Origin of the sequence: Rhodococcus cerastii (genome assembly GCF_033042195.1) — a bacterium.
In the GTDB taxonomy this organism is placed as follows: Bacteria; Actinomycetota; Actinomycetes; order Mycobacteriales; family Mycobacteriaceae; genus Rhodococcoides.
In genome coordinates this window covers 376,892-402,295 of sequence record NZ_JAWLKF010000001.1, presented here as the reverse complement: position 1 = coordinate 402,295, position 25,404 = coordinate 376,892, and the positions used below count along the sequence as shown (strand labels likewise).

24 protein-coding genes are annotated in these 25,404 nt (G+C 66.1%); 12 read left to right on the top strand and 12 right to left on the bottom strand.

What is annotated here, in order from left to right; all coding sequences use genetic code 11:
* Window positions 1–129: 129 nt before the first annotated feature.
* The 3 genes from glpD to R3P93_RS01670 form a co-directional block, all read right to left on the bottom strand.
* Window positions 130–1,860, bottom strand: coding sequence for a glycerol-3-phosphate dehydrogenase (glpD, locus tag R3P93_RS01680; RefSeq protein WP_317532293.1), 1,731 nt, complete (start codon window positions 1,858–1,860; stop codon window positions 130–132).
* Between the two features lie 131 nt (window positions 1,861–1,991).
* Window positions 1,992–3,212, bottom strand: a complete 1,221-nt coding sequence (locus R3P93_RS01675) for an aminotransferase-like domain-containing protein (RefSeq protein WP_317532292.1) — start codon at window positions 3,210–3,212, stop codon at window positions 1,992–1,994.
* A 139-nt stretch (window positions 3,213–3,351) separates the two neighbouring features.
* On the bottom strand, window positions 3,352–4,755 hold the full coding sequence (locus tag R3P93_RS01670) for an NAD(P)H-quinone dehydrogenase (protein ID WP_068051456.1): 1,404 nt from the start codon (window positions 4,753–4,755) through the stop codon (window positions 3,352–3,354).
* 181 nt (window positions 4,756–4,936) lie between these two features.
* Between R3P93_RS01670 and R3P93_RS01665 the strand changes: the two genes are divergently transcribed.
* Window positions 4,937–5,401: a gamma-glutamylcyclotransferase gene (locus tag R3P93_RS01665; protein WP_037188123.1), complete on the top strand. Its 465-nt coding sequence runs from the start codon at window positions 4,937–4,939 to the stop codon at window positions 5,399–5,401.
* 13 nt (window positions 5,402–5,414) lie between these two features.
* Here the strand turns inward: R3P93_RS01665 and R3P93_RS01660 are convergent, their stop codons facing one another.
* The 4 genes from R3P93_RS01660 to R3P93_RS01645 form a co-directional block, all read right to left on the bottom strand.
* On the bottom strand, window positions 5,415–5,879 hold the full coding sequence (locus R3P93_RS01660) for an SAM-dependent methyltransferase (RefSeq protein ID WP_317532291.1): 465 nt from the start codon (window positions 5,877–5,879) through the stop codon (window positions 5,415–5,417).
* A gap of 14 nt (window positions 5,880–5,893) precedes the next feature.
* Window positions 5,894–7,057 carry a M20 family metallopeptidase gene (locus tag R3P93_RS01655; protein WP_269593465.1) on the bottom strand — a complete coding sequence of 388 codons (1,164 nt, stop codon included), beginning with the start codon at window positions 7,055–7,057 and terminating at the stop codon, window positions 5,894–5,896.
* Window positions 7,054–8,217 carry a M20 family metallopeptidase gene (locus R3P93_RS01650; RefSeq protein ID WP_149405633.1) on the bottom strand — a complete coding sequence of 388 codons (1,164 nt, stop codon included), beginning with the start codon at window positions 8,215–8,217 and terminating at the stop codon, window positions 7,054–7,056. The genes R3P93_RS01655 and R3P93_RS01650 overlap by 4 nt, the downstream gene beginning before the upstream one ends.
* 93 nt (window positions 8,218–8,310) lie before the next feature.
* Window positions 8,311–9,015 carry an enoyl-CoA hydratase/isomerase family protein gene (locus R3P93_RS01645; RefSeq protein ID WP_317532290.1) on the bottom strand — a complete coding sequence of 235 codons (705 nt, stop codon included), beginning with the start codon at window positions 9,013–9,015 and terminating at the stop codon, window positions 8,311–8,313.
* Between R3P93_RS01645 and R3P93_RS01640 the strand changes: the two genes are divergently transcribed.
* Entirely contained in the window at window positions 9,014–9,916 is a 903-nt protein-coding gene (locus R3P93_RS01640; protein ID WP_373454880.1) for a purine-nucleoside phosphorylase, read from the top strand. The genes R3P93_RS01645 and R3P93_RS01640 overlap by 2 nt on opposite strands.
* Complete coding sequence (locus tag R3P93_RS01635) at window positions 9,913–11,514, top strand: phospho-sugar mutase (protein ID WP_149405397.1); 1,602 nt, start codon at window positions 9,913–9,915, stop codon at window positions 11,512–11,514. The genes R3P93_RS01640 and R3P93_RS01635 overlap by 4 nt, the downstream gene beginning before the upstream one ends.
* Before the next feature lie 18 nt (window positions 11,515–11,532).
* On the opposite strand, the gene R3P93_RS01630 is transcribed toward R3P93_RS01635, so the two are convergent.
* Together R3P93_RS01630 and upp are read right to left on the bottom strand one after the other, a co-directional pair.
* Window positions 11,533–12,381: a DUF2797 domain-containing protein gene (locus tag R3P93_RS01630; protein ID WP_231893807.1), complete on the bottom strand. Its 849-nt coding sequence runs from the start codon at window positions 12,379–12,381 to the stop codon at window positions 11,533–11,535.
* A gap of 80 nt (window positions 12,382–12,461) precedes the next feature.
* Window positions 12,462–13,085 carry a uracil phosphoribosyltransferase gene (upp, locus tag R3P93_RS01625; protein WP_037188128.1) on the bottom strand — a complete coding sequence of 208 codons (624 nt, stop codon included), beginning with the start codon at window positions 13,083–13,085 and terminating at the stop codon, window positions 12,462–12,464.
* Window positions 13,086–13,218: 133 nt separating this feature from the next.
* Between upp and R3P93_RS01620 the strand changes: the two genes are divergently transcribed.
* The 5 genes from R3P93_RS01620 to R3P93_RS01600 are packed head-to-tail and all read left to right on the top strand — an operon-like array spanning window position 13,219 to window position 16,663.
* Window positions 13,219–13,575 carry a type VII secretion target gene (locus R3P93_RS01620; protein ID WP_317532289.1) on the top strand — a complete coding sequence of 119 codons (357 nt, stop codon included), beginning with the start codon at window positions 13,219–13,221 and terminating at the stop codon, window positions 13,573–13,575.
* Between the two features lie 6 nt (window positions 13,576–13,581).
* Complete coding sequence (locus R3P93_RS01615; RefSeq protein ID WP_317532288.1) at window positions 13,582–14,718, top strand: C40 family peptidase; 1,137 nt, start codon at window positions 13,582–13,584, stop codon at window positions 14,716–14,718.
* Entirely contained in the window at window positions 14,715–15,068 is a 354-nt protein-coding gene (locus R3P93_RS01610; RefSeq protein WP_317532287.1) for a hypothetical protein, read from the top strand. The genes R3P93_RS01615 and R3P93_RS01610 overlap by 4 nt, the downstream gene beginning before the upstream one ends.
* Window positions 15,065–15,379: a YbaB/EbfC family nucleoid-associated protein gene (locus R3P93_RS01605; protein ID WP_094639011.1), complete on the top strand. Its 315-nt coding sequence runs from the start codon at window positions 15,065–15,067 to the stop codon at window positions 15,377–15,379. The genes R3P93_RS01610 and R3P93_RS01605 overlap by 4 nt, the downstream gene beginning before the upstream one ends.
* Before the next feature lie 15 nt (window positions 15,380–15,394).
* The gene (locus R3P93_RS01600) at window positions 15,395–16,663 is read left to right on the top strand and encodes a primosomal protein (protein WP_317532286.1); all 1,269 of its coding nucleotides are present in this window, start codon (window positions 15,395–15,397) and stop codon (window positions 16,661–16,663) included.
* Window positions 16,664–16,684: 21 nt separating this feature from the next.
* On the opposite strand, the gene R3P93_RS01595 is transcribed toward R3P93_RS01600, so the two are convergent.
* On the bottom strand, window positions 16,685–17,809 hold the full coding sequence (locus R3P93_RS01595) for an adenosine deaminase (protein WP_094686433.1): 1,125 nt from the start codon (window positions 17,807–17,809) through the stop codon (window positions 16,685–16,687).
* A gap of 244 nt (window positions 17,810–18,053) precedes the next feature.
* Here R3P93_RS01595 and R3P93_RS01590 point away from each other — a divergent pair, with 244 nt between their 5' ends.
* Together R3P93_RS01590 and R3P93_RS01585 are read left to right on the top strand one after the other, a co-directional pair.
* On the top strand, window positions 18,054–19,559 hold the full coding sequence (locus R3P93_RS01590; RefSeq protein WP_068051657.1) for an APC family permease: 1,506 nt from the start codon (window positions 18,054–18,056) through the stop codon (window positions 19,557–19,559).
* A gap of 17 nt (window positions 19,560–19,576) precedes the next feature.
* On the top strand, window positions 19,577–20,431 hold the full coding sequence (locus R3P93_RS01585) for a universal stress protein (protein ID WP_317532285.1): 855 nt from the start codon (window positions 19,577–19,579) through the stop codon (window positions 20,429–20,431).
* Window positions 20,432–20,503: 72 nt separating this feature from the next.
* Here R3P93_RS01585 and R3P93_RS01580 read toward each other — a convergent pair whose 3' ends face one another.
* Window positions 20,504–21,925 carry an NAD(P)/FAD-dependent oxidoreductase gene (locus R3P93_RS01580; RefSeq protein ID WP_317532284.1) on the bottom strand — a complete coding sequence of 474 codons (1,422 nt, stop codon included), beginning with the start codon at window positions 21,923–21,925 and terminating at the stop codon, window positions 20,504–20,506.
* The gene (locus R3P93_RS01575; protein WP_317532283.1) at window positions 21,922–23,427 is read right to left on the bottom strand and encodes a gamma-aminobutyraldehyde dehydrogenase; all 1,506 of its coding nucleotides are present in this window, start codon (window positions 23,425–23,427) and stop codon (window positions 21,922–21,924) included. The genes R3P93_RS01580 and R3P93_RS01575 overlap by 4 nt, the downstream gene beginning before the upstream one ends.
* Window positions 23,428–23,569: 142 nt before the next feature.
* Between R3P93_RS01575 and R3P93_RS01570 the strand changes: the two genes are divergently transcribed.
* Window positions 23,570–24,034 (top strand): Lrp/AsnC family transcriptional regulator, encoded by a 465-nt coding sequence (locus R3P93_RS01570; protein ID WP_032376836.1) that lies wholly within the window; start codon window positions 23,570–23,572, stop codon window positions 24,032–24,034.
* Window positions 24,031–25,398 carry an aspartate aminotransferase family protein gene (locus R3P93_RS01565; RefSeq protein ID WP_068051664.1) on the top strand — a complete coding sequence of 456 codons (1,368 nt, stop codon included), beginning with the start codon at window positions 24,031–24,033 and terminating at the stop codon, window positions 25,396–25,398. Before R3P93_RS01570 ends, R3P93_RS01565 begins: the two co-directional genes overlap by 4 nt.
* The last annotated feature ends 6 nt before the right edge of the window (window positions 25,399–25,404 follow it).

The window sequence follows — 25,404 nt, the reverse complement described above, 5'->3', positions numbered from 1 at the left end:
GCCAAGCCTGTTCACAGCTTCGCCGATCACCATGGATCGTATGTTGACACTTGCGATACTCACCCTGCTGATCATGGCCGTGTCCGGCGCGACAGCTGCTCGCGCACCCCGGACGCTGGTTCGACTGCGCTAGATCGTGCGAACGGGTTCGAGGATTTCCTGGCGGGCCTCGGGAGCGACGACTCGCAGAGCGTCCGCCGAGGCGTCGTCGGGCTGGCGCTGTGACTCGATCTCGGCTTCCACCCGGGCGCGGTAGGTCTCGACCTCACGGTCCACCGTGGCCTCGTCCCAACCCAGGACAGGTGCGATCAACGCCGCAACCTGACCCGCACAGTTCATTCCGCGATGGGAGTACTCGATGGAAATCCTGGTACGACGCGAGAGCACGTCCTCGAGATGCAGTGCGCCCTCCGCTGCCGCGGCGTAGACGACCTCCACCTGAAGGTAGGCCGGCGCATCGGTGAGTGGTTGCAGCAGTTCGGGTTTGCCGTCGGCCATCGCCAGCACCTCGTCGATCAACGAACCGTATCGATCGAGCAAATGCGTCACCCGATGTGGATGCAGCTTGTACATCTCGCCCAGATGCGGTGCCTGATTGACCAGGGCGAAGTAACCGTCGGCACCGACGAGGGGCACCTTCTCGGTGATCGAGGACGCCACCCGCACCGGGATGTCCTCGGCCGCCAGATCGACGGCGTCCTCGGCCATCACTCGGTAGGTCGTGTACTTGCCGCCGGCGATGGCGATGAGTCCCGGGGCCACCCGAGCGACCGCGTGCTCGCGAGAGAGCTTGGAGGTCTCGTCGCTCTCGCCTGCCAGCAGTGGCCGCAGGCCCGCGTACACACCGTCGATGTCCGCGTGGGTGAGCGGCGTGACGAGCACGCCGTTGACCTCGCCCAGGATGTAGTCGATGTCGGCTTTGGTGGCGGCCGGGTGCGCCAGATCGAGATTCCAGTCGGTGTCGGTGGTACCGATGATCCAGTGCGCACCCCACGGAATGATGAACAGCACCGACTTCGCGGTACGCAGAATGATCGCGGCCTCGCTGACGATTCGATCGCGCGGCACCACGATGTGCACGCCCTTCGAGGCGCGTACCCGGAACCGGCCGCGCATGTTGGACAGCGACTGAATCTCGTCGGTCCACACGCCGGTGGCGTTGATCACCACGTGTGCGCGCACCTCGGTGGTGGCACCGGTCTCCGAATCACGCACGCGCACACCGGAAACCCGGTCGGCCTCACGCAGGAAGCCGACGACCTGGGTGGAGGTCCGCACCACTGCGCCGTAATGAGCGGCCGTCCTGGCGACGGTCATGGTGTGCCGGGCGTCGTCGACGACGGTGTCGTAGTACCTGATCCCGCCGATCAACGACTTGCGTTTGATCCCGGGCGACATCCGCAGCGCACCGGATCGAGTCAGGTGCTTCTGCTGCGGCACCGATTTGGCCCCACCCATCCGGTCGTACAGAAAAATACCCGCGGCGATGTACGGACGCTCCCACAACCGGTGAGTGAGCGGGAAGAGGAACTTCAGCGGCTTGACCAAGTGCGGTGCGAGCGTGGACAGGGAAAGTTCGCGTTCGTGCAGGGCCTCACGGACCAGCCCGAACTCGAGCTGCTCGAGGTATCGAAGCCCGCCGTGGAACATCTTGGACGAGCGAGACGACGTTCCCGACGCGTAATCCCGCGCCTCGACCAGCGCCACCTTCAGTCCGCGCGTCGCCGCGTCGAGGGCCGCACCGGAGCCGACGACCCCACCGCCGATCACCACCACGTCGAACTGCTCGGTTCCGAGCTGGTCCCACGCCTCCACCCGCTGGTCGGGTCCGAGGAACTTCGTATTCGATCGGTTGCTCATCTCGAACGCTCCATATCCATCGAAAATCCCCGCATTGCTTGCACGTCAGGCTACCGCCCCAGGTCCTCGAGGCGCAGAACCTGCCGTGGTCGAAACAGTCCGGTCGAAGCAGTCGGGTCGGGGCAATCAGATCAGCGCACCCGAGTCGACGCCGTGTGCGCGGCACCCAATCGTCGCACTGCCTCTGCCAGCACGGCCGGGGTCGATCCGGCGAAGCTCAACCGCAGCGAGTGACGGTACTGCGCATCCGAAGCGAACGCCGTGCCCGGCACGAAGGCAACTCCGTGATCGAGCGCCGCGTCGAGCAACTCACCGGTGTCGGTTCCGTCCCGGAAGGTGGCCCAGGCGAACATGCCACCCTCGGGGCGCGAGACGGTGAGCCGATCACCGAATTCGGCGCCGAGAGCATTCGTCAATGCCGTTGCACGGCAGGCGTACTCGCGCCGCAGAACGACCAAGTGCGCATCGAGCCACGCGGTGTCGGCGAGCATCTCCGCTGCCATCAGCTGCGTCATCGAGGATCCACACAGATCCGCGCCCTGCTTGAGCAGTTCCACCGCCGCACAGATGCTGGGCGGGGCGACGAACCAGCCGACACGGAGCGTCGGAGCGAGGATCTTCGACGCACTGGAGAGTCGAATGACGCGATCGCTGTGGCACGCGATCGGCAGCGGCGGAACGCCGATATCGGATTCCGTTGTGTCGAAACATATCTCACCGTACGGGTCGTCCTCGATGACCCAGAACCCGTAACGATCCGCGAGCGCCGCGAGATGGCGTCGACGCTGCTCGCTCATCGTGACTCCCCGCGGATTGTGAAAGTTCGCGACAGTGTGGACCACCGCGGGACGCAGCCCCGCCGCCAGTCTGCGTTCGAGTTCGTCGGTGTCCATTCCGGTATCGGTGATCGGAATGGACTCGATGCAGGCTTCGGCGATCGAGAACACCTGCAGCGCACCGGTGTACGCGGGCTCGTCGACCACGACGACAGCACCGGGGTCGATCAGGGCCTGCGCGAGCAACGTCAGGGCTTGTTGCGAACCGTGCGTCACGATGACGGACTCGACCGGAACGGGCATTCCCCCGCGCGTGAGCGATTCCCTGGCTGCAACGACGCTACGCAGAGTGCGGTGGCCGGATGTCTCGCAGTACTGCACCGCGTCGGGGCGACGAAGCGCAGCCTCTGCTGCTGCGGCGATGCGGTCGATCGGTATCAGATCGGTGGCCGGTAGACCTCCGGCGAGGCTGATCACATCGTCGCGTGCAGTCAGAGCGAGGAGGTCACGGATGGCCGAGCTGGTGAGCGAGTCGGTGCGGGCGGCCAGGCCGGCGGGACGGTACGTGGTGGACATGAGAGAGGCTCCGGGGCAGCAGGAATGGGGAGACGGCCCGCGGATCCGCTGAGTCGAAGAAGGAGCGGACGGGTGTGTCCGCTCCTTCGACTGTCTCACGCGCTACCGAAATATGAAACGCAATTCTCACATGATGAGATCAATCCAGATCGTCGTGCGCCATCAGCTGACGCGCGGCCTCGATGACCGAACCGGACAGCGACGGGTACACCGAGAACGTGTTCGCCAGGTCGTTGACCGAGAGGTTGTTCTGTACCGCCATCGCGATCGGCAGAATCAGCTCCGACGCACTCGGGGCGACCACGACGCCACCGATGACGACGCCGGTCGCCGGGCGGCAGAAGATCTTCACGAAACCGCGCTTGAGTCCGCTCATCTTGGCTCGCGGGTTCGTGGTCAGTGGCAGCATCACCACGCGCGCCGGTACGTCGCCGGCGTCGATCTTGGACTGCGCGACGCCGACCGACGCGATCTCCGGCCGCGTGAACACCGCCGAGGCGACGGTCTTGAGCTTGATCGGGCTGACGGCCTGTCCCAGTGCGTGATACATCGCAATGCGTCCCTGCATTGCCGCAACCGAGGCCAGCGGCAGCAGACCGGTGCAGTCACCGGCTGCATAGATTCCGGCGACCGCGGTCCGCGAGACGCGATCCACCCGCAGGTATCCACCCTTGTCGAGTTCGATGCCCACCTTCTCGAGTCCGAGACCGGAGGTGTTGGGCACCGAGCCGACGGTCATCAGGGCGTGGCTGCCCTCGACGGTGCGGCCGTCCGACAGCGTGACCAGAACGCCGTCGTCGGTGCGAACGACCGAATCGGCGCGGGCGTGCTTGACGAGGGTGACGCCGCGCTCGTTGAACGCGTCCTCGAGCACCAGAGCGGCGTCCTCGTCCTCGTGCGGAAGGACGCGATCGCGGCTCGAGACCGCGGTGACCTTGACGCCCATCTCCGTGTAGGCCGAGACGAACTCGGCACCGGTCACACCGGATCCGACGACCACCAGGTGCTCGGGGAGGGACTCGAGATCGTAGAGCTGACGCCAGTTGAGGATGCGTTCGCCGTCGGGCTCGGCTCCCTTGACCACGCGGGGACGGGCACCGGTCGCGATGAGCACGACATCGGCGTCGAGGATGCGCTCTTCGCCGTCGGCGAGCACCGCCTTGATCTGGTGCGAGGCCATCCCGACGTGGGAGTCGATCATCTCGGCGCGTCCGGCCAGCAGCTCTACGCCGACGGAGGTGACGCGGTGGGCGATGTCGGAGGACTGCGCCTGCGCGAGGCTCTTCACACGGTCGTGAATCTTCGGGAGCGCGACGGCCGCCTGCGACGGATCGAGGGAGATACCGAGGTCGCTGGCTCGACGCATCTCGGTGCGAATGCCGGTCGAGGCGATGAACGTCTTCGACGGCACGCAGTCCCAGAGAACGCAGGCACCGCCGATACCGTCGGAATCGACGAGCGTCACCTCTCCGCCGTACTGTGCGGCAACCAACGCTGCTTCGTACCCTGCCGGACCACCACCGATGATCACAATCCGGGTCATTGATCCTCTTCTCGCATGCTCGAAATCTCTCGCTGTGTCGCGTCAACGGTATTCCAGAGGCTGCCCTCGCGCGTCGGTAGGGCTGGCTTGCCTTGCCCCGCAGGAGGGCGGACCTGCGGCGACGCACCGAAACACGACCACGAGGCGTCAGTGTGCACCGATACGGTTTAGGCTGGCCGACGTGCCAATTTATGCCGCCTACGGATCCAACATGCATCCGGAGCAGATGTTGCAGCGATGCCCTCACTCGCCCCTGTCGGGAACCGGGTGGCTGCACGGATGGCGGTTGACCTTCGGCGGTGGCGACATCGGTTGGGAAGGCGCGCTGGCCACGGTCGTGGAGGATCCCGACTCGCAGGTCTTCGTCGTGCTCTACGACGTGTCCGAGGAGGACGAGGAGAGCCTGGATCGCTGGGAGGGCTCGGAACTCGGTATTCACCGGAAGATCCGGCTGCGCATCGAGACCGGCCGGGAGCCGGTGCTCGCCTGGATGTACGTGCTCGACGCCTACGAGGGCGGCCTACCGTCGGCACGCTACCTCGGAGTCATGGCCGAGGCAGCCGAAATCGCCGGTGCCCCAGCCGAATACGTGCGGGACCTACGAACCCGCAACAGCCGCAACGTCGGTCCCGGTACCGCCTCGTAGTTCGAGGGACGGATCAGAAGTAGTTCTTCATCACCGACGCCACCCACGTCGGTTCCTTCACGTCTTCACGCTCGGGAACCATGGACTGCAGGAACGGCTTGACATCGAACACCGGTGTGCCGTCGATCGCGTCGAGACCTCGGACTCGGATGCGCAGTCCGTCCACGTCGACGATCTCGCACCGCGACACCCCGAGATGATTGGGCCGGTCCTTGACCCGTTGAGCGAGGACTCCCACCCGAGGAAGCGTCGTGTCACCGCGGGGGTGCCGAGAACCGGTGGTCGCCTCGGCCGGATCGCACAGGTGGAAGCCGTAGACCACTTCGAGGTGGGAGAATTCCGCGAGACCGAGGGTCGAGTCGGCGTCGAGCACACTGTCGTGGAGGTCGAGGACGGATTCGACCGATCCCCAATTGTCGTCCACCACCTCGACGCGTTCGGATCTGACGATCCCGATCGGCGACACATCGAACGCCATCTCGTCTCCTGCCTCTAGTTCGGATCCAGCGCGATTCCGGTCATCACCTTCACGCCCACGGCCAGTGCTCGTTCGTCGAGATCGAAGGTGGGTTGGTGGATGTCGAGTTGCGGTCCGGTGCCCGGCCACACGCCGAGTCGAGCCATCGCGCCGGGCACTCGTTCGAGGTACCACGAGAAATCCTCGCCGCCACCGGACTGCGCGGTATCGGCCAATGCGTCGGGTCCGACCCTCTCGATCGCCTTCTCGAACGTGTGCGTGGACGCCGGATCGTTGACCACAGGAGGCACGCCGCGACGATAGTGCAGCTCGAAGCGGACACCGGTCGGTGCGAGCAATCCGGTGACGATCTCGCGGACCAGCGGCTCGAGCAACGCCCAGGTCTCGTGGTCGCCGGTGCGGACGGTGCCGGTCAGCATGCCGGTCTGCGGTATGGCGTTGGGGGCCTGGCCCGCGACCACAGCTCCCCACACCATGACCGTGCTGGTCCGCGGGTCGACGCGCCTGCTCAGCATTCCGGGCAGGCCGGTGATGACGGTGCCCAGTGCGTAGATCAGATCGGTGGTCAGGTGCGGCCGAGAGGTGTGTCCGCCGGGCGAATCCAGCCGCAGCTCGACGGTGTCGGCCGCAGAGGTGATCGCACCGAGGCGCACGCCGACCTGCCCCACCTCGAGCCGCGGATCACAGTGCAGCGCAAAGATCTTGGTGACACCGTCGAGCGCTCCCGCGGCCACCGCGTCGAGGGCACCGCCCGGCATGACCTCCTCGGCGGGCTGAAAGATCAGGCGCACCCCGTACTGCAGGTCCGGCAGTGACGCCAGCGCCAATCCGGTCGCGAGCAGCACCGTGGTGTGTGCGTCGTGCCCGCAGGCGTGCGACACCCCCGGCACGGTCGACGAGTACACCGCGCCGGTGTTCTCCTGCAGCGGCAGGGCGTCCATGTCCGCCCGCAACGCCACCCGCGGACCATCGGGCCCGATGTCGCAGATCAACCCCGTTCCACCGGGGAGCGGCTTGGGCGACAGACCCGCCGCTTCGAGCTGCTCCATCACGAACGCGGTGGTGCCGAATTCGCGTCGGGCAAGTTCCGGATGTGCGTGAATGTGCCGCCGCCACAGAGACAGATCTGCCGTGTGCGCGTGAATCCACCGATCGATCGCGTCCTCGCGGGTACTCACGACTGCGCCGCCGAGCGAGCGGTCACGCCGTCGAGCAGACGGGCGCGAGTACCGGGATCGGCTGCGGCGCGCGCAGCAGTTCTGGCGAGACCGAGAGCTCCGTCGAGCAACGCTCGGTCGGCCGACTCGGTGACACACGCGGCGGCGAACTCCGGCTGATGTGTCACCGCGCCTCCCGCATCGAGGCCGACGACAGGATGAATACCGGGTAGAACATTCGTCACGTTTCCCATGTCTGTGCTGCCCAACGGGCGAAATCCTTCCAAATCCGGAGCCAGGGGCGATCGGCCCAATGCTTCGATCTCCTGCCGAAAAGCCGCAGCCAGCCACGAATCCGGCGTCAGCGCCGCATAGGTCGGCGACACCGTGCGGATCTCGTGAGTGCACCCGGTGGCGATTGCTCCCGCCTCGAAACATGCGTACGTCTTCGCCGTCAGAGCGTGCAGCGATTCGGTGGTGTTCGCGCGCAGGTAGTAGAGCAGCTCGGCATGGCCGGGCACGATGTTCGGTGCCACACCCCCGTCGCTGACGATGCCGTGGAGCTGCTGACCCGGCGAGAGATGCTGGCGCAGGAGCCCGAGTGCAACCTGGCTGATGGTCACCGCGTCGCCTGCGTTGATTCCCCACTCGGGAGCAGCCGACGCGTGCGCGGCGCGGCCGGTGAACTTGACCGCGATGTCCGCCAGCGCCAGCGAGGTCGCACCCACGATGTCGAAGGGACCGGGATGGACCATCAACGCCGCGCCGACGCCGTCGAACACTCCTCGCTCGAGCATCAAGACCTTGCCGCCGCCGGTCTCCTCGGCCGGGGTACCGAGCACTCGCACGGTGATCCCGAGCGCGTCGGCGACCGGAGCGAGCGCAAGCGCAGCACCCACAGCCGAGGCCGCGATGATGTTGTGCCCGCACGCATGACCGATCTCGGGCAGAGCGTCGTACTCCGCACAGATTCCGATCACCAGATCGCCGCTGCCGAACGACGCGGTGAACGCGGTGTCGATGCCTGCGACGGCCGTCTCGACCTCGAAATCGTGGGCCCGGAGCGTGTCGAGGATCTTGGCGACGCTGCGATGTTCGGCGAACGCCAGCTCCGGTTCCGCGTGGATCGAGTGCGAAAGCGCAACCACTTCGTCGGTGGCGTCGGCCAGGGCGCGGTCCATCGCCTCACCCACGTCGGCATTGTTCGATTCGTCGATCACGAGAGACAGTGTGTCACTAGCGCGACCGACTGTCGGAACAGCTGTGCCGAGTGACTACTTCCCGAAGCTGAAGTTGCTGTCGTCGGTCGCAGTGTTCAGCGCGGCGAGCAGATCCACGTGCATGCGAGCCTTGATGCCGGCCAGGTTGGCACCCCGGGTGCTCGTCAGTGCGGCGGCCTTGGCGACCGCGTCGGACACCAGCGACTCCTCCGCCGCCGTCGCCTCGACGATTCCGGCAGCCACGGCGTCGGCACCGCCGTACCGACGACCGGTCGTCATCGCCTCGACGGCGGTCTGCTTGGGCAGCCGGGAGTTGATCAGAGCAGACATTCCGACGGTGAACGGCATGTTCAGGTTCACCTCGGGCAGGCAGTAGAAGCCGCGATCGACCCGTTGGATGCGGAAGTCGTGGGAGGTGGCGAACATCGCCCCTGCGCCGAATGCGTGGCCCTGCACAGCAGCGACGGTGGCCATCGGAAAAGCGAGCAACCTGGTGTAGAGAGTGTGCACGCGATCGAGATACCAGGTGATCTTGTCCAGGTTGGCGAACAGCCAGTCGGTGTCGAGGCCGTTGCTGTAGAACTTGCCCGCCGACGTGGTGACCAGCGCCGCCGGACCGGTCGAGGCCTCGACCTCGTCGAGCAACGCGTGGGTGGCGTTGATCCAATCCGGGTGAAAACGGTTCTCGGGATTGTCCGCTCCGTCCTGGGCACCGAGGAACAGGATGTGGACGTCACCGTCGCGTTCGAGATAAGGCATGCAGCGGATACTACCCAACAGTAACTTCCGCCGGTCGCACATCCGTTGCGTCGATCTCCTACTGTTGTTCATCGTGGCAACCACCGACGCACATGCGACCGACCCAGTGACCGATCCCGAGGGTGCCGCGCGCACCGCCGCCGACGCACTCGCCGCAGCAACCGGAGTCGACACCCACACCGTGGCCATCGTTCTCGGTTCCGGATGGCAGGCGGCAGCCGACGTCTTCGGCTCCCCCACCGCGACCGTGCGCATGGCCGACCTGCCCGGGTTCGCGCCACCGTCGGCGTCGGGCCACTCCGGCACCATCACCTCGGTGGACGTCGGCGGCACCCACACACTGCTGCTGCAGGGACGCACGCATGCCTACGAGGGGCACGACCTGCGACGCGTCGTGCATCCGGTGCGGACCGCGATCGCGGCAGGTGCCACGACCGTCGTGCTGACCAACGCTGCAGGCGGTATCCGAGACGGCATGAGCGTCGGGCAGCCCGTGCTGATCTCGGACCACCTCAATCTGACGGCTCGTTCGCCCCTCGTCGGGGCGGAGTTCGTCGATCTGGTCGACGCGTACTCCCCCGAACTTCGGGCCCTTGCGGCCGACATCGATCCGTCTCTCGAGGACGGCGTCTATGCCGGCCTTCCCGGTCCGCACTACGAGACGCCCGCCGAGATCAGGATGCTGCGCACACTCGGTGCGGACCTCGTGGGAATGTCGACCGTGCACGAGACGATCGCCGCGCGAGCGAAAGGCGCACGCGTCCTGGGCATCTCGCTGGTGACCAATCTCGCGGCCGGAATGACCGGTGAGCACCTGAATCACACCGAAGTACTCGCTGCAGGCAAGGAGTCCGCTGCCCGCATGGGATCGCTGTTGCACGAGTTGGTCTCCCGCCTGTGACCGAGAATCTCACCGAGCGAGTACAACGATGGATCGCAGGCGATCCCGACCCCGCTGCTCGCGAAGAACTCGACGGCCTGCCCGATGCCGAACTCGCCGACAGGTTCAGCGGACCGCTGACGTTCGGTACCGCAGGTCTTCGTGGCCCGGTGCGCGCGGGACCGAACGGGATGAACGTGGCGGTGGTGACGAAAACCTCGGCCGGCATCGCAGCCTGGTTGGTCGAGAACGGTCTGGGTGGGTCCACCGTCGTGGTCGGTCGCGACGCCAGGAACGGCTCGGAACAGTTCGCCTTCGCGGCCGCCGAAACCTTCTCCGCCCAGGGCTTTTCGGTGGTGATGCTGCCTCGGCCGCTCCCGACCCCCGTCGTCGCCTTCGCGGTGCGGGCACTCGATGCCGAGCTCGGCGTGCAGATCACCGCGTCGCACAATCCCGCTGCGGACAACGGGTACAAGGTGTATCTCCGCGGCGGCTCGCAACTGATCCCGCCGAGCGACGCCCAGATCGAAGCGCTCATCGAGGCCACTCCCGACGCGATCGAGATTCCGCGCGCGATCGTCCAGCCCGGCGGCTCCGACATCGCTTCTCGGTATCTCGATTCCGTTGTTGCACTGCCACGTTCGAGGGGTCGCGACATCCGCATCGCATTGACTCCCCTACACGGCGTCGGCGGTGAACTTGCGATGGCAGCACTACGTGGTGCGGGGTTCCGCGATATCCGGGTGGTCGAGGAGCAGTTCGAGCCCGATCCAGCGTTTCCGACCGTCACGTTTCCCAACCCCGAGGAGCCAGGAGCAGCCGACGCCGTGCTCGCGCTGGCGGCGGACATCGACGCCGACATCGCGATCGCCCTCGACCCCGACGCCGATCGTTGTGCGGTCGGGGTGCCGACGGACAGCGGGTGGCGCATGCTGACCGGCGACGAGACCGGGGCTCTGCTCGCGAACCATCTCCTCGCCGATGCGCCCGCCGACTCGTTGGTGGCCAACACGATCGTCTCGTCGCAACTGCTCTCGGCGCTCGCTCCGGCGCGGGGCGCTCGCTATGCCCGCACCCTGACCGGATTCAAATGGCTCGTCCGCGCGGGCGAGGGCCTCGTGTACGCCTACGAGGAGGCCATCGGGCACTGTGTGGATCCGAACGTGGTGCGCGACAAGGACGGTATCTCGGCCGCGGTGGTGCTGGCAGATCTGGCCGCCGGCCTGAAGCAGGATCGTCGCACCCTGCTCGACGTACTCGACGACCTCGCGGTCGAGTTCGGGGTTCACCTGGGTGCGCAGGTATCGCGGCGGGTCGCGGACCTCGCCGACATCGGGAACATGATGCACCGGTTGCGCAGCGCACCGCCGACGGAACTGGCCGGCCGGACGGTCACCGTCCTGGACTACGCCCAGCGCGACGACGAATTACGCACCGACGCAGTCGAGATCAGCGGGTCGGGGCTGCGGGTGATCGTGCGGCCCTCCGGCACCGAACCCAAGCTCAAGGCCTACCTCGAAGTGATCGAGCACGTCGACGGCCCCGAGGACCTGCCGAGAGCGCGGGCGGCGGCAGCCGAGATCCTGGCCGAACTGACCGACTTCGCCCAGCACCTCTAGGCGTCGACGACCCGAACGTCAGAACAGCGCCGACTGCACCGCAGGCAGATCTGATGTGAAGGCCCCGAGTTCGATTCGCCGACCCTTCAACGGCGCAAGATCCACGACGTAGGTCTCGTCGTCGACGGTCGCGATCACCGCCTGCCCGACGCATGTCCTGATCTCGAGTCCGTGGGAACCGGTTGCGACATCCGCGGGGTAGGCGACGCGGCTGACGTTCTCGCTCAATGCCTCCCGGCCTGCGGGCGGGACCCATGGTTCGTCGATCGGGGTGCATCCGGCGACGCCGGCCTCGGTCAGCATCTCGCGGACCTGCTGGGCCCGGACGGCGACGGCGGCCTCGAGCCTGTCCACGTCGATCGGCAGACACAGCGACGCGGCTTTCGCCGCGGACCGCACGGCCTGCCGTAGCCCCATCGATTCGGTCACGAGGTCCTCGGCCACCCGGACGGCCTTGCCGTCGTCGGCATGGGCGACGTACTGCGCGCAGATGGCACCCTGCTCGGCGAGCCGACCCCATTTGCGCGTGTCCGCCGCCGTCCCGATCTTGAAGGTGCCGTTGGCGAACGCCGCAAGGTACAGCCAATGCGGTTGCATCACATGTTTTTCCAGATCACGCGAGACGAATCCGCTGCGATGCACGGTGTGCACGAATCGAAAGCTGTCCTTGTCGGCGCACGTCGCGCACTGTCCCGACGCGACGGCCCGCTCCCGACCGGGGCACGGCACGTAGCGCGGCGGGCCGTCGGCCCGAAATGCCATGCGCCCGGTGCAGTACCGATCGGTCGAAGCACCCGGCGCACGGAAACCGAGCCTGCGGCCGACCAGTTCGTGGAACTCGATCTGCTCGGTGTCGACATCGAGCACCCGCAATCTCGGTCGCGGTGTAGGTGACGCCTCCGATGGCCAGGAGACGCCGAGAACCAATCGACCTGCGACAGAGGGAGTCAGCGCGGACCGAACTGACGATCGCCCGCGTCACCGAGGCCGGGAACGATGAAGGCGTTGTCGTTGAGGCCGTCGTCGATGCTCGCTGCCACCAGTCGCACCGGCAGTCCCGAGGCTTCGAGCGCGGCAACTCCTTCGGGAGCGGCCACGACGCAGATGGCGGTGACGTCCGCCGCACCGCGGCCGACGAGCAGTTCGATCGTGTGGACCATGGATCCGCCGGTGGCGAGCATCGGGTCCAGCACGTAGACGGGCGTCTGCGACAGGTCGTCCGGCAGGGATTCCATGTACGGGACGGGCTGATGGGTTTCCTCGTCACGGGCCATTCCGACGAAACCGACGCGGGACTGCGGGATGAGGCTGCTGGCCTTCTCGACCATGCCGAGGCCTGCGCGCAGAACCGGGACCAGCAACGGCGGTCGCGCCAGCCTGGTGCCCTCGGTGACCGCGACGGGCGTGCGTACCTCGAAGGTGTCGATCGCAGCGTCGCGAGTGGCCTCGTAGACCAGCATGTGAGTGAGCTGACGCAGAGCCGACCGGAACGTGGCATTGTCGCTGCGCTCGTCCCGCATCGTGGTGAGCAGGGCTGCGGCCAGTGGGTGATCGACCACGTGTGTTTCCATGCCGACAAGGATAGGACCTGGGCGGCAGGACGCGAACGGCAACTCGGGGGAACCGAATGGCACGTACCCGCGTCGAACCAATTGGGCGTCGCACTCGGCGACCGTGAATCGATCGCATTCTCAGGGGGCACTGATGGCCGAGCTCGTCGTCGAAACCGAGGGGGTCCTCGCGTACGGTGCGGTGGCGTCGACCATGGCCGAGCAGATCGCCGCGGCAAGTGCTGCCGCCGCCGCGTGCGGCCCCGCGGTGCTGGCTCCGGTCTTCGGTCTGATCGGACAGGAGTTTCTCGGTGCGGTCACCGGCACCCATCTGGCGCACACCGACGCCGTCGTGCGCCTGGCGAGCACGGTGGCGAGCATCGGTTCCTCGGCCACCGCATCCGCGGTGTCGTACGCCCTCACCGATGCCGGCACCGGCGCAACCGTTGCGGCCTCGGCCGCTGATACCACCGCGGCCTCGGCCGCCGGTATCGCACAGGACGAGCGGTAAGCGCCGATGATCGATCTGCTGGCCCGTCCCATCGTCGATCTGCTCGGAGCCTTCGGCAACGGGGCGCTCCCCACCGGCGGTCCGGCCGACGTACTGCGCGTGTCCTCGGCAGCGATCGAGGCGGCCCAGGGAATCGGCAGGGTCGCGATCACCGAGCTCGCGGCGAACTGGAACGGTGACGCCGCCGACGCGGCCATTCGGTACGCCGAGAACGCTCATACGAGCGCACTTGCCCTCGCCGACCACGCCGACGACATCGCTGCCGTGGTCGACCAGGCCTGCCGCGACACCAATCGAGGCTTTCTCGAACTGCAGTCGATCGTGCACTCGTTCGTGGGAATCGCACTGTCGGCCGGACCGATCATCGCCACCCCGCCGGGGCAGACCATGCTGATCACGGCGGCCATCGAACACCTCGAACGAGCGCTCGTGGTCGTGGCGCGCGTGCGGGGCGAGTTGGCCGTCCACACCGCGAAAGTCGGCGATCTGGCCGCTCCCCCGACAGTTCCCGGCCCCGTCGGCGGCGGACCGACATCGTCCCCCGGCTCACCCTCGAATCTCATGACCTCGCCCGCGACATCACAGGTGATCGAAGCAGGCGAGAAGCTGGCGAAGACGTTCGCGCAGTCCGTCTCCTCCCCCGCCGCCGGAGCCGAGTCACCGAGCAGCGGTGTCGGTGGCGGCGGTGCCCATAACTACCTGGGCAATCCGGGCACCGATCCCTACCGAACCCCAGACAGCACCGGCCGGGGAGTCGAGATCCGGCTACCGGACGGCAGTACCGTCACCGCACCCAACGCCGAAGCCGCAGGTGCCGTCCGTAGCGCACTGACCCAACAGGGCGTGCCCTACGCGTGGGGCGGCACCACGCCGGGCAGCGGACTCGACTGCAGCGGATTGACCCAGTGGGCGTACGCACAGCAGGGCGTCGAGATTCCGCGTCTGGCACAGGAACAGGACATCGGCTCCGCCGTGGCACCGGGTGAGGTGATGCCCGGTGACCTCGCCGTCTGGGACGGACACGTGGCCATGGTGATCGGCAACGGTCAGCTCGTCGAGGCAGGCGACCCGGTGCAGGTGGGGCCGATCAGAACGACCAACAGCGGTATGGGCTTCAAGGGCTTCTACCGTCCGACCGAATGAAGGGCCGGCCAGTGACGGACTCGGACATCACCGTCGTCAGTGCCGTATCGGGAACACGATCGGGATCGGTGACGGTGCGCGCCACCGAACACGGACTGCCGATCGGGATCGCGATCGACGAACGCGAACTGCGCTACGGCGGAGGCGCTTTGGCGTCGACGATTCTCGAGCACTGTGTACGGGCGAGTGCGGCCGCACGAGCTCAGCGGCGCACCCTCCTCGCCGAGGACGGCGTTCCCACCGAGGTTCTCAATCGTCTCGGTCTGCCCACCCGTGCCCGAGTCGCCGCCGAAGCGAACGAGCATCTTGCAGGGGACTCCGCACCCACGAGTTGGTTGAAGCAGGTATGACCCACGCCCACACCACCGAACTCGACGCTCTGGTCGGCAGTGCCCAGCACCGGCTGGACGCACTTCGCGAAACGCACGAGCGACTGGACCGCATCAGAATTCGACTCACCTCGCCGGACGATCTGGTGACCGTCGTCGTCGATGGGTCCGGCGCCCTGGTCGAGCTCGAACTCGCCGAGAACCTCGGATCGGTTGCCGCTCATGCACTCGCGTCGACGATCACCGTCGTCGCTGCCGACGCTGCACGTGCGGCGCTCGACCAGCGCGAGGCGATCCTGCAAAGTCTGCAGGGTTCGTTCACAGACTCCTGAGATAGGCTTCGCGCCATGGCTGGAGACATCATCCCGATCGAACTCGGTCTCACCGCCGGTGACTTCTCGACACTGTGGGCACCGGAGTGGCGAGAAGGCGACGACGAGTGGGAGGCATTCCTCGGACACGAGGAAGACCTGTACGGATTCTCGACCGTCGCAGAGCTCGCGGCATTCGTCAGGTCCGACGACGACAACGACCTCGTCGACCATCCGTCGTGGAAGGTGGTCTCCGCACTCGCCGCACACGAACTCGAGCCCGACGATCTGCACCGCTTCGATCTGGTCGCCGTGCCGGAGTTGGTGGCCTCCGATCCCGAAGCCGACGTTCTCGCCGAACTGCAGGCCACCTTCGACATCGTCTCCTCGATCGGCGATGTCTGCGAACTGCGCCCGGTCACAAGCTTTTTCGGATCCAACCCTTTCGTCGGGGCAGTCGGCGGAGGCGTCGAGAACTTCCTCGGTCGCGAGGGCGGTGAACTGTGGGACCGCATCGGTGCAGCGGTCGCCAAGCACTGGGACGACGTGCTCGACGCGGTCGACTCCATCGTCACCTCCCCCGATGTCGACTCCGCTGCCGTTGCCGTCGCCGAAGCCGAGATCACCGCAGCCGCCGAGAACGCCGTCGACGCCGATGACGTCACGGACGACATCGACTCCGATTCGGACGACGACGACGAAGACGACGACTCCGCCGCGGTGGATCGCGATCCGATCGCCGCAGCCGCGGCCGAAGATACCTTCTGGACCACCGTCGGCATCGACCCGATTCGCATCATCACCTCGGACGACACGCTCTACACCCTGCGGTGCTACCTCGGCGACAAGCCGGTGTTCCTCGGTCGCGGCGGTGCCATCAGCGTCTTCGGTTCCGAGCGTTCGTTGGCCCGCTACCTGGCCGACGATCACGATCACGATCTGGCACAGGTCAGCACCTACTCCGATGTTCAGACCGCCGCCATCGACGGCTCCCTCGACATCACGATCACCGACGACAACGTGTACGTCCTGCCCGGCCTGGCCGACGATCTCGCCGCCGGGCCAACCGCAGTCGACGTCGAACAACTCGACCTGGCCGTCGAATTGTTCACCGACGCCGCCGATTTCGCCGGTGATGATTCCGTCGACGAAGCACTCGCCACGTCCACGCCACTGGGTTGGTACGTCTCGTACGCCCTCGAGCCCAGTCCCGACCGGCTCGCGCCGAGCGCACCGTTCGACGTCGAGGCCGAAGCGTGGCGCGCCCTCGAGCGCGAGTTCGAGAGCCGACTGCGCAAGAAGTAGCCGGCCCCCGGGGCTGCTCGATCAGCCGATCAGCACCGCGTAACCCGGCTTGATGACGTCGTCGATCAGCGCCAGCCGCTCGTCGAACGGCAGGAACGCCGACTTCATCGCGTTGATGGTGAATCGCTCGAGATCGCTCCAGCCGTAGCCGAAGGTCTCGACGAGCTTGACCATCTCTCGACTCATCGACGTATCGCTCATCAAGCGGTTGTCGGTGTTGACGGTGACCCGGAATCGCAATCGGGCAAGCAGATCGAACGGGTGGGTCGCCAACGACTCGACGGCACCGGTTTGGACGTTCGAGCTCGGGCACAGTTCCAGGGGCATCCGTGTGTCGCGGACGTAGGCGGCGAGCAGGCCGAGCTCGGGTGTGCCGTCGGCGTCGGTGGTGATGTCGTCGGTGATCCGAACCCCGTGACCGAGCCTGTCGGTGCCGCAGAACGCCACTGCTTCCTGGATCGACGGCAGACCGAACGCCTCTCCAGCGTGAATGGTGAAGTGCGCGTTGCTCGCTCGCATGTATTCGAAGGCGTCGAGGTGGCGACTGGGAGGGAAGCCCGCTTCGGCACCGGCGATGTCGAAGCCCACGACGCCGCGGTCACGGAACCGGACCGTCAGTTCGGCGATTTCCCGCGAACGCGCCGCGTGCCGCATCGCGGTGAGCAAGGTTCCGATCGTGATGTTCTTGCCGCGCACCTTGGCCGCGGAGATCCCTGCCTCGAAGCCGGCGAGCGTATGGGTGACGACCTCGTCGAGAGTCAGTCCGCGCTCGAGGTGCTGTTCCGGCGCGAAGCGAACCTCGGCGTACACGACGCCGTCGTCGGCCAGATCCTCGGCGCATTCGCGCGCCACCCGGAACAGTCCTTCGGGAGTCTGCATCACGGCAACGGTGTGCGCGAACGTCTCGAGGTACCGCACGAGCGAGCCGCTGTCCGCGGCGTCGCGGAACCACTCGCCCAATGCCGCGCCGTCGGTGGCGGGAAGATCGCCGTAGCCGCATTCGTCGGCCAGTTCCAACACGGTCTGCGGGCGGAGTCCGCCGTCGAGGTGATCGTGCAGCAACGCCTTGGGAGCTGTCCTGATCGACGCGAGATCGAGTGGCGCACTGCCACCGATCGAGGACTGAGTGTTCTCCGCGGTGCTCATGTGACGACGGTAGCGTGCGGCTCGCACGCACGCGCGTCTGTCATCACCACTCGGCGAGTCCGCGGATTCCCCCGAACTTCGCCGCTTCTGCGACCTATTTCGTTGCATTGTTACTCTAATGAAAACAATTCCGTCGATACACAGCGGATCTGCGACGGAAATCGTAGTGTTCAGCACACACGCGCGGCCGATTCTGTCGGGTCCCCTCCGACGTCCTCGGTCGTCTCGAACCTCGGAGAGATCTATGTCCACTGTGGAACCGCCGAACACCCTTCCGGGTAAAGGACTCAACACCGGCGCTCTCGGGCTGGTCGGCAACATCGTCATCGGCTTGTCGGCGGTGGCCCCGGCCTACAGCCTCGCCGCGACCCTCGGTTACGTGGTTCTGGCCGTCGGCGACAAAGCGCCCTCGATGTTCCTCATCGCCTTCGTTCCGATGCTGCTCACCGCCTTCGCCTACCGCGAACTCGGGCGTGACACACCGGACTGCGGCACGTCGTTCACCTGGGGTACCAAGGCATTCGGGCCCTGGGTCGGTTGGATGGCCGGGTGGGGGCTGGCCGTCTCGGCGATCATCGTGCTGGCCAACGTCGCCGAGATCGCTGCCATCTATCTGTTCGAGTTCCTGGGACTGTCCGGGTTGGCGGAGTCGACCGCGGCCAAGGTCGCCCTCGGTTCGTTCTTCATCGTCTCGATGACCTATGTCAGCTTTCGCGGCATCCTCATCAGCGAACGCATGCAGAACGTGTTGCTGGTCGTGCAGTTCGGGGTGCTCATCGGAGTGTCGGTGACTGCTCTGGTCAAGGTGGGTACCGGGACCGCAGGACCGCAGGCGATCACGCCGCAATGGAGCTGGTTGGTTCCCACCGGAGTGACGATGTCCGACGCGGCCCAGGCCATCATCCTGTGCATCTTCATCTATTGGGGATGGGACGCCTGCCTTGCCGTCGGCGAGGAAACGAAGGATTCGGAGAAGACTCCGGGACGCGCCGCGGTGATCACCACGCTCATTCTCGTGGCCACCTACGTGCTCGTCGGATACGCCGTGCAGTCGTTCGCCGGGTTCGGCGACACCGGCATCGGCCTGAACAACCCGGACAACGTCGACGATGTGCTCACCATTCTCGGCGATCCGGTCGCGGGTTCGATCGTCGCGTCGCTCCTACTGCTGACCGTCTCCATCTCGGCACTGTCCTCCACGCAGACGACCATCCTGCCCACGGCCCGCGGAACATTGTCGATGGCCGTGTACGAAGCGATCCCCAAGCGGTTCGCCAGCGTGCACCCCAAGTACATGACGCCCGGCTTCGGCACGCTCGTGATGGGTGCCGCGGCGCTGATGTTCTATCTGGTGCTCACTTTCGTCAGCGCCAACGCGCTGCAGGATTCGGTGGCATCACTCGGGCTCGCGGTCGCGTTCTACTACGGCATCACCGCGTACGCGTGCGCCTGGTACTTCCGTCGCACACTGTTCTCGTCCGTCCGAAACCTGTTCATGCGCGGGATCTTTCCGCTCCTCGGCGGGCTGTCGATGACGTGGGCGTTCGTGCAGAGCGCGGTCGACATGATCAAGCCCGACTACGGTTACACCGTCTACGGTCCGATCGGCGGTGTGTTCGTCCTCGGCGTCGGCATGCTGGTACTCGGAATTCCGCTCATGCTGCTGTGCTTCGTGGGCAACAAGGACTTCTTCCAGGGCAAGACACTCACCGCGTCCACCGAAGTCAAGGTTCCGGACACTTACCAGTAGAGAAGGACACCCCATTCATGAAGATCACCGTCGGCTATCTCGCCACTCCCAGCGGCGACGACGGCGTAGCCCTGGCCACCGCCCTCGCCCGCGCCCTCGACGCGTCCATCGACATCGTGCTGGTCATGGCCGTGGACGAACCGGTCATGGAAGGCAGTGGACCGTATCGAAAAGTTCTCGCGGCCAAGGCCGAGGGCTGGGTGGCCGACGCGGCCGCCCAGGTGCCGTCGGGCATCGAGGTGACCACGCACGTGCTCTCGCACGAGTCCTTCGCCCGTGCCCTGATCGACTTCGCGGTGCAGACCGATGCGGACATGATCGTCGTGGGCGGAGCCGGCGACGGCTTGCTGAATCGGCATTCCGTCGGTTCGGTTGCCGGCCAGCTCCTGCATGCGTCGGAGGTGCCGCTGGCACTCGCACCTCGGGGCTACCGGCTCTCGAACGCACCGATCACCGACCTCACCGTCGCAGTACCGACCCGAGCGTCCGCCCCTAATCCGTTGCCGTTCGCGATCACTCTCGCCAGCGCCGCGCACGTGCCTCTTCGGTTGGTGTCGCTGGTCTCGCTCGAGCCGACCGGGGCCCCGAGTGACGAGACCTCACTGGATACGCGTCGACGACAGGTCGCTGCCGCGCAGGACAATCTCGACCACGCGGTGCGCACGCTCCCCGATATCGACGGCCTGGAGTCGATCGTCGCCGACGGTTCGACGCTGGCCGAGGCGATGGGCAACCTCGATTGGAAGCCGGGCGATGTGCTGTTCCTCGGCTCGAGTCGATTGGCCACTCCCAAGCGGGTGTTCCTCGGTTCGAGTGCGGCGAAGATTCTGCGTGCCGCCCCGGTGCCGGTGATCGTCGTTCCGCACGAGTAGAGCGGCTTCGGCGCACGTGAGCAGAAGCTCGTAGCAGAGGTCGAGTTTCCGTGCACGTGCGGCGCAGCCGCTCTAACTGTCGAAGCCCAGACCCAGCGCGTCCATGCCCTTGAGCCACAGTCCTCGTTTACCGCCGTTGCGATCGGCTCGGGCGAATGCCGCGCGGGTGATGTTGATCCCGATCGACTTGAGGGGCTCGGGTGGGAACGGCAACGGCATGCTGCGCACCATCTTCAGGCGTGTTCGTTCGGTGTCCTTGCCGTCGAGCAGATCGAGGGCGGTGCGGGCACCGAAGTGCGACGCGCCGACGCCCAGGCCGGTGAACCCGGCGACCGAGGCCACCCGTCCGTTCATGCCGAGATCCCAGAAGGCGCTGAACCGCGAGCACGTGTCGATCGATCCGCCCCAGGCGTGGGTGGCGCGGATTCCCTCGAGGCTCGGGAACATCTGCAGCAGGTGTTCGGCGAGCAAAGCGAACTCTTCGGGATGTTGGGTTCGGCGTGGGTCGGTGTCGCCACCGTAGAAGTAGTGCGCGTCCCACCCGCCGAACAGGATGCGGTTGTCGGCCGTCAACCGGAAGTAGTGAAATCTGTTGCCGGAGTCGGCCAATCCTTCGCGGCCGGACCAGCCGATGTCGGCGAGCTGGGCCGACGTCAGTGGTTCGGTCATGATCACGTAGTCCCACACCGGGACGATCCAGTGACGGAGTTTGCGACGCAACGATTTCGATGCCGAGGTGGCCAGCAGCACCTTGCCGGCCTCGATGGTACCGTAGCCCGTCTTGACTCGAATACCTGTGCGGGACTTGCCGATCGACAGCGCCCGAGTGTTCTCGTGAATGCGAACGCCGAGCGACTCGGCCGCGTCGGCCAGGCCCCAGGCGAGTTTGGCGGGGTCGATCATCGCGACATCGGGGTCGAACAGTGCACCGCGCGCCATCGGCGAGATGATCCTGGACCGCACTGCAGCGGCGTCGAGGTATTCCATCGGCTGCGCCAGTCGCCTCCCCTCGTCGCCGAGCTCCCGCAGGTCGTCCACCTGCCAGTCGAAATTGGCGATGTCGAGCTCGCCGGTGCGTTCGATGTCGGCGTCGATCCCATACTTGTCCGCAGTCGCGCAGATCGCGTCGAGCGTCTCGGTGCCCATCCTCAGCAGTTCCGGTAGTTCGTCGGCGTAGCGATCGAGTCCGTTGCCCAGTCCGTGCGTCAGACTGGCCGCACAGAAGCCGCCGTTGCGTCCGGTTGCACCCTCGGCGATGCGGTCGCCTTCGAGCAGCACGATCGATCGGTTCGGGTTCTCCTCTGCCGCATGCAGAGCCGCCCACAGTCCGGTGAATCCGCCGCCGACGATCACCAGATCCGCTGCAGTCGAACCGGTATGCCGGGCCCGTGGCTCCGGGCGTTCGGGACGATCGAGCCAGTAGGACTCCGGTGCCGCGCCCGCAACCATGGTCACGCCGCGGTCGGTGGGAGTGGTTGCCCACGGTGCGTTCATCGGGCATCTCCCTGCGTTGCAGCGTCGACGGACGCGAAGACCGTTCGGTGCCAGGGCTTTCGGGCCACACCGGTGATGTCGGTCATGACGTGCTTGACGGTGAGGTACTCGTTGAGCGAGTAGCTGGACATGTCCTTGCCGAAACCCGAGGCCTCGAATCCGCCGTGTGGCATCTCGCTGATGATCGGGATGTGGTCGTTGATCCATACACAGCCGGCGGCGATCTCCCGCGTCGCTCGGCCCGCGCGGTACAGGTCGCGGGTCCACGCCGAGGCGGCGAGTCCGAACTCGGTGTCGTTGGCACGTCGGATCGCGTCGTCGTCCCCGTGATGTGTGGACACCGTGAGCACCGGACCGAACACCTCGTCGCGATAGATCTCGTCCTGCTCACCGACATCGGCGATCAGGGTGGGCGGATAGAAAGCGCCTCGCCCCTCGGGCACACGGCCTCCGGTCACCACCCTGGCACCTGCATCGCGGGCCCGATCCACCATCGCAGCCACCCGATCTCGGTGCGCGACGGAGATCAACGATCCCATGTCCGTTGCCGGATCCCTCGGGTCTCCCACGACGACGCGACCCATCAACTCGGCGACTCCGGCGACGAAGTCCTCGTACAGGGATTCGGCGACTATGGCGCGGGTGGCCGCCGTGCAGTCCTGGCCGCCGTTGATCAGCGATCCCGCGACGGCACCGTGGATGGCTGCGTCGAGGTCGGCGTCGTCGAACACCACCAGCGGTGCCTTGCCCCCGAGCTCGAGCTGCACCCGCGTGCCGTGCGCGGCGGCTTGCGCCATGACGCGCCTGCGGACGGGAGTGGAGCCGGTGAACGTCATCAGGTCCAGTCCGGCATGGGAGGACAGCGCGACTCCGGCGTCCACTCCGGTTCCGGTGACGACGTTGAACACCCCGTCGGGTACGCCTGCCTCGGTGGCCAAGCGCGCCAGCCGCAGGGTGGTCAGCGGCGTGAGTTCACTGGGCTTGAGCACGATGGAACACCCGGCCGCCAACGCCGGTATCGCTTTCCACACCGCCATCTGCAGCGGATAGTTCCACGGAGTGATCGACCCGACCACTCCGACGGCGTCCCGGCGGATGGCGGAGGTGTGCTCACCCGAGTACTCCGCAGCAGCCTTGCCGTCCAGGTGCCGCGCCGCCCCGGCGAAGAACTCGATGTTGTCGATGCTGCCCGGAACATCGAATTCGGTTGCCAGCCTTGTCGATTTGCCGGTCTGCGCCACTTCCTCGGACACGAAGTTCTCCGCGTCGGCCGCAACGAGACGCGCCAGTTCCATCAACACGGCGCTGCGGTGCGCGGGGGTGGCGGTGGACCATGCCGGAAAGGCCGATCGAGCATGCGAGAGAGCCGAATCGACGTCCTCGGCGGTGGCCAAACCGACGTCGGCAGCGACAGCTCCGGTCGCGGGATCGTCGACCTCGTACCGATCACCGCCACCGTCGACCGCGCGTCCGTCGATCCAACAACCAGGAATGTTCGCCATGCCTGCAGAGTACCGGCGAACCCACTGATTCTCTCTGTTTCGAGCCTTTCGACAACTGATTCTGTCGTTTGGATCGACAATTGACACGCTTTTCATCGTGGACGGGTTGTGTTCACGGCCACGACAGTGACAAGATCGAGCCATGCCCGAGCAACCGCCCATCGCACTCGACGACGTCTCCAAGGCGATCATCGAGCAACTCCAAGAGGACGGGCGTCGCTCGTACGCCGCCATCGGCAAAGCCGTCGGACTCTCGGAAGCGGCTGTCCGTCAACGAGTTCAGCGCCTGACGGACTCCGGCGTCATGCAGATCGTCGCGGTGACCGATCCGGTGCAGGTCGGATTCAAGCGGCAGGCCATGATCGGCATCAAGTGCACCGGCGACAGTTACGCACTGTCCGAGGAACTGTCGGCGATCGATGCGATCGACTACGTCGTCCTCACCGCAGGGTCGTTCGACGTCGTCGTGGAAGTGGTGTGCGAGGACGACGAACAACTCCTGCAGATCCTGAACAAGCAGATCAGAAGTCTCGACGGCGTCACCAGCACCGAAACCCTGGTCTATCTCAAACTTGTCAAGCAGCAATACAATTGGGGAACACGATGACACGAACGACAGCCGAACTCGATGCTTCCGCAGCCAAGCACCTGTGGGGCCACTTCACCCGCCACGGCGCAGGGGTCACTCCCCCGATCATCACCCGCGGGGAAGGCTCGACCATCTGGGATTCCAACGGAAAGAGCTACATCGACGGTCTGTCGGGGCTGTTCGTGGTCCAGGTGGGACATGGCCGTGAAGAACTGGCCGAGGCCGCAGCCAAGCAGGCCAAAGAACTGGCGTTCTTCCCATTGTGGTCGTACGTCACCGAACCGGCCATCGAACTTGCCGAGCGGCTCGCCGGTTACGCCCCCGGCGACCTGAACCGGGTCTTCTTCACCACCGGTGGCGGCGAGGCCGTCGAGAGCGCATGGAAGTTGGCCAAGCAGTACTTCAAGAAAGTCGGCAAGCCCGGTAAGCACAAGGTGATCTCGCGAGCGATCGCCTACCACGGCACCCCGCAGGGTGCGCTGGCCATCACCGGAATCCCCGCGCTCAAGGAACCGTTCGAGCCGCTGACGCCGGGCGCGTTCCGAGTGCCGAACACCAACATCTACCGCGCCCCCGCTCCCCTGGACACAGATCCGAAAGCATTCGGAATCTGGGCCGCGGACCGGATTGCCGAGGCAATCGAATTCGAGGGCCCCGATTCGGTGGCCGCGGTGTTCCTCGAGCCGGTTCAGAATGCCGGGGGTTGCTTTCCTCCCCCGCCCGGATACTTCGAGCGCGTCCGTGAAATCTGCGACCGCTACGACGTACTCCTGGTTTCGGACGAGGTGATCTGTGCGTTCGGCCGGATCGGATCGATGTTCGCGTGCAACGACTTCGGCTACGTACCGGACATCATCACCTGCGCCAAGGGATTGACCTCGGGCTACTCCCCCATCGGCGCAATGATCGCCTCCGACAAGCTCTTCGAGCCGTTCGACGACGGCACGTCGAGCTTCGCACACGGATACACCTTCGGCGGCCACCCCGTCTCCGCCGCCGTTGCCATGGCCAACCTCGACATCTTCGAGCGCGAGGGCATCAACGCGCACGTCGCAGACAACGCCCCGGCGTTCCGTGCCACGCTCGAGAAACTGCACGACCTGCCGATCGTCGGCGACGTCCGCGGCGAGGGATTCTTCTACGGCATCGAGTTGGTCAAGGACAAGGCCACGAAGGAAACGTTCAGCGATGCCGAAGCAGAGCGCATCCTTCGCGGATTCCTGTCCACCGCGCTGTTCGACGCCGGGCTGTACTGCCGCGCCGACGACCGCGGCGACCCGGTGGTACAGCTGGCACCACCGCTGATCTGCGGCCAGAAGGAGTTCGACGAGATGGAGCAGATCCTGCGCAGCGTGCTGACGGAGGCAGGCAACCTGATCTGACCGGGC